This window comes from Cellulomonas sp. P2_F12 (assembly GCF_056403775.1).
On sequence record NZ_JBFUEV010000008.1, the window covers coordinates 193,549 to 200,128 of the forward strand.

Below are 6,580 nucleotides of genomic sequence, written 5' to 3' on the forward strand. Positions count from 1 at the left end.
AGATATAGTCACCAGCATGTCCCGACGACCCCAGACCGAGCTCGCCGTCCTCGGCGCGCTGTCCGTCGAGCCCATGTCCGGCTATGCCGTGCGAGCGGCGATCACGAGCACGCTCGGGCACTTCTGGAGCGAGAGCTTCGGCCAGATCTACCCGACGCTGGCCCGGCTCGAGGCCGACGGACTGGTGCGCAAGGACGACGGACCCTTCGCGATCACCCCTGCCGGCCGCACGCGGCTGCGCGAGCTGCTCGCCGAGCCGATCGACCGCACACCACCGCGCAACGGCCTGTTGCTGCGCCTGTTCTTCGGCAGCACGCTGGGACCGGAGGCCTGCATCGACCTGCTGCGCGACGCACACGCGGAGGCGCTCTCCGCCCTGGCGACGCTGGCGGCGATCCGCGCCGAGGTCGAGGCCGAGGCGCAGACGCCCGACCGGCCCTACTTCCTGCTGACCATCGCGGCGGGCGAGGCGACGGCTCGCGCGCAGGCCGAGTGGGCCGAGTCGTCGATCGCCGCGCTCAGCTCCTGACGGCCGCGCGGTGCTCGACCGCGACGACCGCGAGCGAGAGCAGGCCGGGCACGATGACCGCGAGCGGCGCGAGCATCCAGACCATCACCGCGCAGAGGCCGAGCGCGACGCCCAGCAGCAGGGTGCCGACGAGGTCGTCGCCGGTCCGCTTCGCGGCGGCCTGCATCACGGCCCCCCACGACGCACCCGGCGACCAGCCGGCAGCGGCCCGGAGGGTGACCACCAGCAGGACGGCGACGAGGAACAGGGTCGCGATCCGGACGCCGGTGCCCCCGGGCAGACCGCCCGAGCCGGCGAGCTGCAGGTTGAACAGGAAGACGAACAGCAGGACCGGGACGCCGATCGAGACGAGCCAGACGCCTCGGCACGCGGCCCGGAAGTCCTGCCAGAGGACGGCGACCGTGTCGGGCCGGCCGTCGAGGTGCCGGCGGACGTGCGACACCCCCGCGGCGAGCGCCGGGACGGCCGTGACGATCGGCAGGCTCAGGACGGAGACGCCGAGCCCGACCAGCAGCGCCTCGCTGAACAGCCCGAACCGTCCGCCGCCGAGCAGCGGCTTCTTGTCGGGTGCCGGCTCGACCGGGGGCTGGGCGTCGTCGTCGGGAGGCTGCGCGCTCATGCCGTCCAGCCTCACACGTTCCTCGGGCCCCGCGGAAACGCTCATCAGCCCTTGAGCCCCTGCGTGGCGACGCCCTCGACGAGGTACCGCTGGAACACGAGGAAGAAGATCATGACCGGGACGAGGGCGAGGACGGCCATGGCCATCTGCGCGCCGTAGTCGGAGGTCGTGGTCTGGTCGACGAAGAGCCGCAGGGCGATCGGGAGCGAGTACAGGTCGGGCCGCTTGAGGTACAGCAGCGGTCCGAAGAAGTCGTTCCAGGACCAGATGAACGCGAAGATCGAGCTGGTCACCAGCGCCGGCTTCATCAGCGGCAGCATGATCGAGCGGAAGATACGCACGTGCCCGGCGCCGTCGATGCGCGCGGCCTCGTCGAGCTCGCGCGGCAGGTTCCTCATGAACTGGACCATGAGGAAGACGAAGAACGCCTCCGCGGCCAGGAACTTGCCGATCAGCAGCGGCACGAACGTGTCCACCAGGCCGAGCCGGTTGAACACGATGTACTGCGGGATGATCACGACGTGGAACGGCAGCAGGAGCGTGCCGATCATCAGCGCGAAGAACACGTTGCGGCCGGGGAACTCGATGCGGGCGAACGCGTAGGCGCTGACCGAGCACGAGATCGTGATGCCCACGACGGCACCGACCGCCAGGATCAGCGAGTTGGTGAAGAACTTCCAGAACGAGACGCCGCCGATGCCCTCGAGGGCCTTGGTGAAGTTGGCCAGCGTCGCGTCGGTGGGGATCAGGCTGACGTTGCCGACGATCTCGCTGCTCGGCTTGAAGGACGACATGAGCATCCAGAGCGCCGGGTAGAGCACGATCGCGACGAGCACCAGCGAGGACACGTGGAACAGCAGTGCCCGGCCGCGCTTGCGGTTCTTGCTCGACCTGCGCAGCCGCGCGCTGTCCTGCGAGCTGACGAGGTTGTCTGCGGTGGCGGTGACGGCGCTCATCACTTGCCCTCCCCGGAGTAGTGGACCCAGGACTTCGATGTCTTGAAGAAGACGGCCGCGAGGGCTCCGACGACGATCACGAGGATCCAGGCCATCGCAGACGCGTACCCCATCTGGAAGTCCTGGAACCCGCGGAAGTAGAGGTAGAGCGTGTAGAAGAGCGTCGACCGCGCCGGCCCGCCGGTGCCGTTGGAGATGATGTAGGCGGAGGCGAAGATCTGGAACGCGTGGATCATCTCGAGCAGCAGGTTGAAGAAGATCACCGGCGACAGCATCGGCAACGTGATCTGACGGAACTTGCGGCTGGGTCCGGCGCCGTCGACCGACGCGGCCTCGTACAGCTCGACGGGGATCTGCTTGAGCCCGGCCAGGAAGATGACCATCGGCGCGCCGAACTGCCAGACCGTCAACAGGATGAGCATCGGCATCGTGCGGGCCGGGTCACCCACCCAGCCGCCTTCCGCGAAGCCGAAGAACTGCTGGATCTGGTCGACGATGCCCTTGTCGATGAACATCGCCTTCCACACGATCGCGATCGAGACCGAGGCGCCGATGAGCGAGGGTGCGTAGAACGAGGACCGGTAGAAGCCCTTGCCGCTGAATGCGTTGTTCAGCAGCATCGCCACGGCCAGGGCCGCGATGAGCTTGGTCGGCGTGCCCAGCAGCACGTAGGTCAGGGTGACCTTCCAGGCCTGGAGGTAGTTCGGGTCGTGGAACAGTCGCTGGAAGTTCTCCAGCCCGATCCACTGCGGCGGCGCGAACAGGTTGTAGTTCGTGAACGCCAGGTACAGGGAGGCGAGCATCGGGCCTGCGGTGAGCAGGACGAACCCGAGCAGCCAGGGGCTCAGGAAGGCGTAGCCGGCCAGGGTCTCGGACCGCTTCCGCCGCTTCTTGGCTGCGGCGTGTGCGGCGGTCGAAGTGCCCGTCGTCGGAGCCTCGGCAATGAGGGTCACGAGCGTGATCCGTTCGTTGTGCGGTCGGTTCGTTGCGATCCGTCGTGCGGATCGCGACGGGGGTGGGCCGCCCGGGCGTGCGGGCGGCCCACCGCCGAGATCACTGGGTGGACATCTCCGCCTCAGCGAACCACTGCGAGGCGAAGTCCTCCGGCGTGATGTTGCCGTAGCCGAGGTCCTCGGCCAGGGTCTTCCACTTGGCCTCGATGGTGCCGAAGCCCTTGACGGGGATCGGCGTGGACTCGGTCACCTGCTCGGCGATCTTCTCCTCGTACGCGATCACCTGGGCGTCGACGCTGCCCTCGGTCGTGTCGACCGCGGCGCGCTGGTCGGCGTCCGCCGGCACCCCCTTCGACGTGCCGAAGATCTTGCCGACCTCGGGGTCCGTGAGCAGGAAGTTGATCAGCGTCGCGGCCTGCTCCGGGTGCTTGGTGTTGGCACCCGACGACAGGAGCATCGACGGCTTGAAGAACAGGTGCTTCTCGCCAGGCTTGACCGACGGGATCTGCGCCATGGACAGGTTCTGCGTGCCCGAGTCCGCCACGTAGGCGGCCAGGAAGTTGTCCCAGCTCATCTCCGACGCGGTCTCGTTCACGGTGAAGCCGCCCTTGGGAAGCAGCGCGATGTTGCGGTCGACCGGGTAGACCAGCTTGTCCTTGCGGAGGTCCGCCGTCAGGTCGAGGAACTTGACGACGTCCTTCTCGTCGAACCCGAACGTGCCGTCGTCGTTGAAGGGCGTCTTGCCCTCCTGCAGCAGCCACTGGATGAAGAACCAGAAGGTGCCCGTGTAGTCGACCGCGCCATACAGGCCGTAGCCGTCCGCCGTCTTCTCGCCGGCGCTCGAGACGTCCTTGATGAAGTCGTTGTAGTCGTCCCAGGTGTACTCGGCATCGTCGGGGACCTTCGCCCCGGTCTGCTCGATGACGTTCGGGTTCTGGAACATGGCGAACGTGTTGGTCGACGTCGGGATGCCGATCATCTTGTCGTCGAGGACGCCCGCCTTGGTGAGCGTCTTGTCGAAGCCCGACAGGTCGATCGTGCCGTTGTCGACGTACTTCTGCAGGTCGAGCAGCTGGCCGTTCTGGTTGAACTCACGCAGGTACGACAGGTCGAACTGCATGACGTCCGGGAGGGCGCGACCCGCGGCCTCGGTGGACCGTGCCGTCCAGTAGTCCGGGAACCCGGCGAAGCTGGTCTGGACGGTGATGTACGGGTACTTCTCCTTGAAGAGCGCGAGGGCCTGGTTGTACCGGGCGGCTCGGTCGTCGTTGCCCCACCACGTGAAGTTGATGGTGACGGGCGACGTGTCGGGGCCGGTGGAGCTGGCCGTCGGCTCGGTGCTGCCCGAATCGCCGGACGAGCAGGCGGTCAGGGCGAGTGCGGCGACGGCGGCAACTGCGGCCGTCCTCCAAAGGGTTCGCTTCATCGTCGTTGAGCCTCCTTGCTCGGGGTGTGAAAGCGCATTCCGGACGTTAGGCGAGCGCTTACCCGACTGTCAACGGGTCGCGCTGAATCGTTACAAAGGCCCTCGTCCCCGCAGTACCATGTCACGCGACGGGCGCAGCTGCAGCCTCGCTCCAGGGCCGGCCGGAGCGCGCGACGACGCATTCGGTCGTCGGGGCCTGCGATCGTGCGGAGGTCGACACCGGGCGCGGCGAACGTCCGCGGATTCGGTCGTGGGAGCGCTCGCTCGTGCGGACATTGCAGCCGTCCACCCGGGGCGTCCACGGACTCGGTCCTCAAGGGCGCTCGATCTTGAGGACGTCGGCAACAGGCGCGCGCGACGTCCGCACATCCGGGTGTCCAGACGATCGATCCGGCGGACGTTGGCGGCGGACATCTCGTCAAGTCCGCGGATTCGGTCGTCCGGACGCTCGATCCTGCGGACGTCACGGGTGGATGCTGTCGGGAGAGGCCTCGTCGCCGCCGGCGGCGTTCCGTTCCCGGTCGGGCTGTCGGCCGCTCCGCATCCTGTTGTATCGTTTCAAAACCCGTGCAGCCCAACGATGCGCCACACCCCCTGGAGTCACCGGTGACCGACCGTCAGATCCCCTCGTGGTCCGAGCTCAAGCCGCTGATGCGCCCGAAGCCGATCGAGCTCAACGGCACCAAGCGCCGGCTCGCGGACGCGCTGACCATCGCGGACCTGCGCACCCTGGCCCGCAAGCGGACGCCACGCTCGGTCTTCGACTACACCGACGGCGCCGCCGAGGCGGAGATCAGCCTGCGCCGCGCCCGGTCGCTGTTCCACCAGCTCGAGTTCCAGCCGTCGATCCTGCACGACGTCTCGCACGTCGACCCCACCACCGACATGATCGGCACGCCGAGCGCCCTGCCGTTCGCGTTCGCCCCCACCGGCTTCACGCGGATGATGAACCACGAGGGTGAGCGCGCGGTCGTCCGGGTCGCCCAGCGCCGCGGCATCCCGTACGCGCTGTCGACGATGGGCACGACGTCCATCGAGGAGGTCGCGAAGGCCGGCCCCGACGCCCGCAAGTGGTTCCAGCTGTACGTCTGGAAGGACCGCTCCGCGGGCGAGGACCTCATGGCCCGGGCCAAGGCCGCCGGCTACGAGGCCCTGATGCTCACCGTCGACGTCCCGGTGGCGGGCGCCCGGCTGCGCGACGCCCGCAACGGCTTCTCCATCCCCCCGGCCCTCACGGTCAAGACCGTCCTCGACGCGGCGACGCACCCGGCCTGGTGGATGAACCTGCTGACCACGGAGACGCTGACCTTCGCGTCGCTGACCACCTGGTCGGGCACGGTCGCAGACCTGCTGGACAAGCTCTTCGACCCGACCATGACGTTCGCGGACCTCGAGTGGATCCGTGCGTCGTGGGACGGCCCGCTGATCATCAAGGGCATCCAGACCGTCGAGGACGCCCGTCGCGTGACGGACGCCGGCGCCGACGCCCTCGTCCTGTCGAACCACGGCGGCCGCCAGCTCGACCGCGCACCCGTGCCGCTGCGCCTGCTGCCCGACGTCGCCGAGGCGGTCGGCGACCGCACGCAGGTCTGGGTCGACACCGGCATCATGTCCGGCGCCGACGTCGTCGCCGCCCTCGCTCTCGGAGCCGACGCGACGCTCGTCGGCCGCGCCTACCTGTACGGCCTCATGGCCGGCGGCGAGCGCGGCGTCGACCGGGCCGTCGAGATCCTCGAGCGCGAGGTCCGCCGGACCATGGCGCTGCTCGGCGTCTCCACGGTCAAGGAGCTCGGCCCGCACCACGTCCGCCTGCCCTGACCCCCGGCGCCGGCACCCCTCCACCGCCCGCAACGTCCGAGCAAAGAGGGCCCAGAACCCGACTTTGCTCGGACGTTGTCGCGTTCGCTGCACAACGTCCGAGCACCTGCGGGTCAGAGGCCCCACTTGCTCGGACGTTGTCGCGTTCGCTGCACAACGTCCGAGCACCTGCGGGTCAGGGGCCCGACTTGCTCGGACGTTGTGCATTTCAGGGGCGGACGTTGCGCCGGCCAGGGGCCGGATGTCGGCGCACATGCAGGTCAGAGGCCCCTTCTGCTC

6 protein-coding genes are annotated in these 6,580 nt (G+C 68.6%); 2 read left to right on the forward strand and 4 right to left on the reverse strand.

What is annotated here, in order from left to right:
* The first annotated feature begins 16 nt into the window (after positions 1–16).
* A complete protein-coding gene (locus tag AC1DWH_RS16570; protein WP_477094603.1) occupies positions 17–529 on the forward strand; it encodes a PadR family transcriptional regulator in 513 nt (170 codons plus the stop codon).
* Here AC1DWH_RS16570 and AC1DWH_RS16575 read toward each other — a convergent pair.
* The 4 genes from AC1DWH_RS16575 to AC1DWH_RS16590 all read right to left on the reverse strand — a co-directional run bounded on the left by AC1DWH_RS16575 (position 519) and on the right by AC1DWH_RS16590 (position 4,483).
* A complete protein-coding gene (locus tag AC1DWH_RS16575; RefSeq protein WP_477094604.1) occupies positions 519–1,148 on the reverse strand; it encodes a hypothetical protein in 630 nt (209 codons plus the stop codon). The genes AC1DWH_RS16570 and AC1DWH_RS16575 overlap by 11 nt on opposite strands.
* A gap of 44 nt (positions 1,149–1,192) precedes the next feature.
* Positions 1,193–2,104 (reverse strand): carbohydrate ABC transporter permease, encoded by a 912-nt coding sequence (locus AC1DWH_RS16580; RefSeq protein WP_477094605.1) that lies wholly within the window; start codon positions 2,102–2,104, stop codon positions 1,193–1,195.
* Entirely contained in the window at positions 2,104–2,970 is an 867-nt protein-coding gene (locus AC1DWH_RS16585) for a carbohydrate ABC transporter permease (RefSeq protein WP_477094612.1), read from the reverse strand. The genes AC1DWH_RS16580 and AC1DWH_RS16585 overlap by 1 nt, the downstream gene beginning before the upstream one ends.
* A 187-nt stretch (positions 2,971–3,157) precedes the next feature.
* Positions 3,158–4,483, reverse strand: a complete 1,326-nt coding sequence (locus AC1DWH_RS16590; protein WP_477094606.1) for an ABC transporter substrate-binding protein — start codon at positions 4,481–4,483, stop codon at positions 3,158–3,160.
* A 606-nt stretch (positions 4,484–5,089) separates the two neighbouring features.
* Between AC1DWH_RS16590 and AC1DWH_RS16595 the strand changes: the two genes are divergently transcribed.
* Positions 5,090–6,301, forward strand: coding sequence for an alpha-hydroxy acid oxidase (locus AC1DWH_RS16595; RefSeq protein ID WP_456846510.1), 1,212 nt, complete (start codon positions 5,090–5,092; stop codon positions 6,299–6,301).
* Positions 6,302–6,580: the final 279 nt, after the last annotated feature.